The sequence below is a fragment of the Agromyces sp. NPDC055520 genome (assembly GCF_053619715.1).
On sequence record NZ_JBSHJY010000093.1, the window covers coordinates 1 to 1,128 of the forward strand.

Annotated in this window: 1 protein-coding gene; it reads left to right on the forward strand. The window is 69.5% G+C overall.

The annotated features are described in order from the left end of the window. Positions 1–258: 258 nt before the first annotated feature. Positions 259–1,044 (forward strand): M23 family metallopeptidase, encoded by a 786-nt coding sequence (locus ACWGST_RS17020; RefSeq protein ID WP_452047853.1) that lies wholly within the window; start codon positions 259–261, stop codon positions 1,042–1,044. Positions 1,045–1,128: the final 84 nt, after the last annotated feature.

Genomic DNA, 1,128 nt, shown 5'->3' on the forward strand with positions numbered 1-1,128 from the left:
GGCCCCCGCCGCGCGCATCGCCGGGAACGTCAGCAGCATCTCGGTGGTCGATCGACCCCGAGGCATCCGCTCGTTTCATATGCGGCGGGCGGAACCGTCATTGCGGGGCGGACGGAACCGTCATGCCGGGGCGGGAGGAACGCGCGCGCCCTCCACGGGAAATATGCATGTGCATCGGAGGTTCTTCTCAGAGTCGATGCGTACCGTTGCTGAGGTTGTCTCGAACCTGACTCAGAAAATACGTAACGCACCCCACACATGACTCCCCCCAAGCACGGCCGCCGCGCGGCCACCACCAGCCCTGCCCGCCCGAAGCTCCGCCCGCTCGAACCGCTCTCGCTGCGACCCGTGTTGTCGGTCGTCGCGATGTCGTTCGCCGCCGCCATGATGGTCGCCACGAGCGTGCCGGCTCTCGCGATCACCGCGACCGACACCGTGGAACGCGTGTCGGTGTACGCTCCGCCCGAAGACACGATCGCAGCGGCCGACCCGCAGTCGCTCGAGGTCGGCAGTGAGGCCGTCATGTCGCAGCTCGCGGCCGAGCAGTACGACGTCGTGGCGGCACCGCCGCCCATCGTGTCGCAGGTCGCGAACCTCGGCAGCGTGGCGCTCATCGACACCGACGCGATCGTCTGGCCGGTGCTGACGCCCGAGAAGCGCAGCAGTGGATTCGGGCCGCGCTCGGCTCCGTGCGCGGGATGCTCGACCAACCACGACGGCGTCGACTTCAACCCCGGCAACGGCACCCCCGTGATGTCGATCGCCGACGGCGTGGTCGTGCTCGCCACCGAGAACGGCGGCGGCCTCGGCGTCAACGTCGAGGTGCAGCACAACATCGGCGGCGAGCTCATCACGAGCTCGTACGCGCACATGCAGTACGGCTCGATCGCCGTCTCGGTGGGGCAGCAGGTCACCGCGGGCCAGCAGGTCGGCGTGGTCGGCTCGACCGGGCAGTCGACCGGGCCGCACATGCACCTCGAGATGTTCGGCACCGACGGGGTGCGCTTCGACGGCTTCGCCTGGCTGGCGGCGCACGTCGGCTGAACTGAGCTCCGACGTTCGAGTTGCGCGTTCAGGGGATTCGGGCGACACGCCTGGCTGGGGGCTCCGCACGGCGGCGTGTCGCCC

Excerpts from the sequence above, each read along its gene's own strand:
- ACWGST_RS17020 (WP_452047853.1), top strand. The coding sequence starts at position 259 with ATGACTCCCCCCAAGCACGGCCGCCGCGCGGCCACCACCAGCCCTGCC.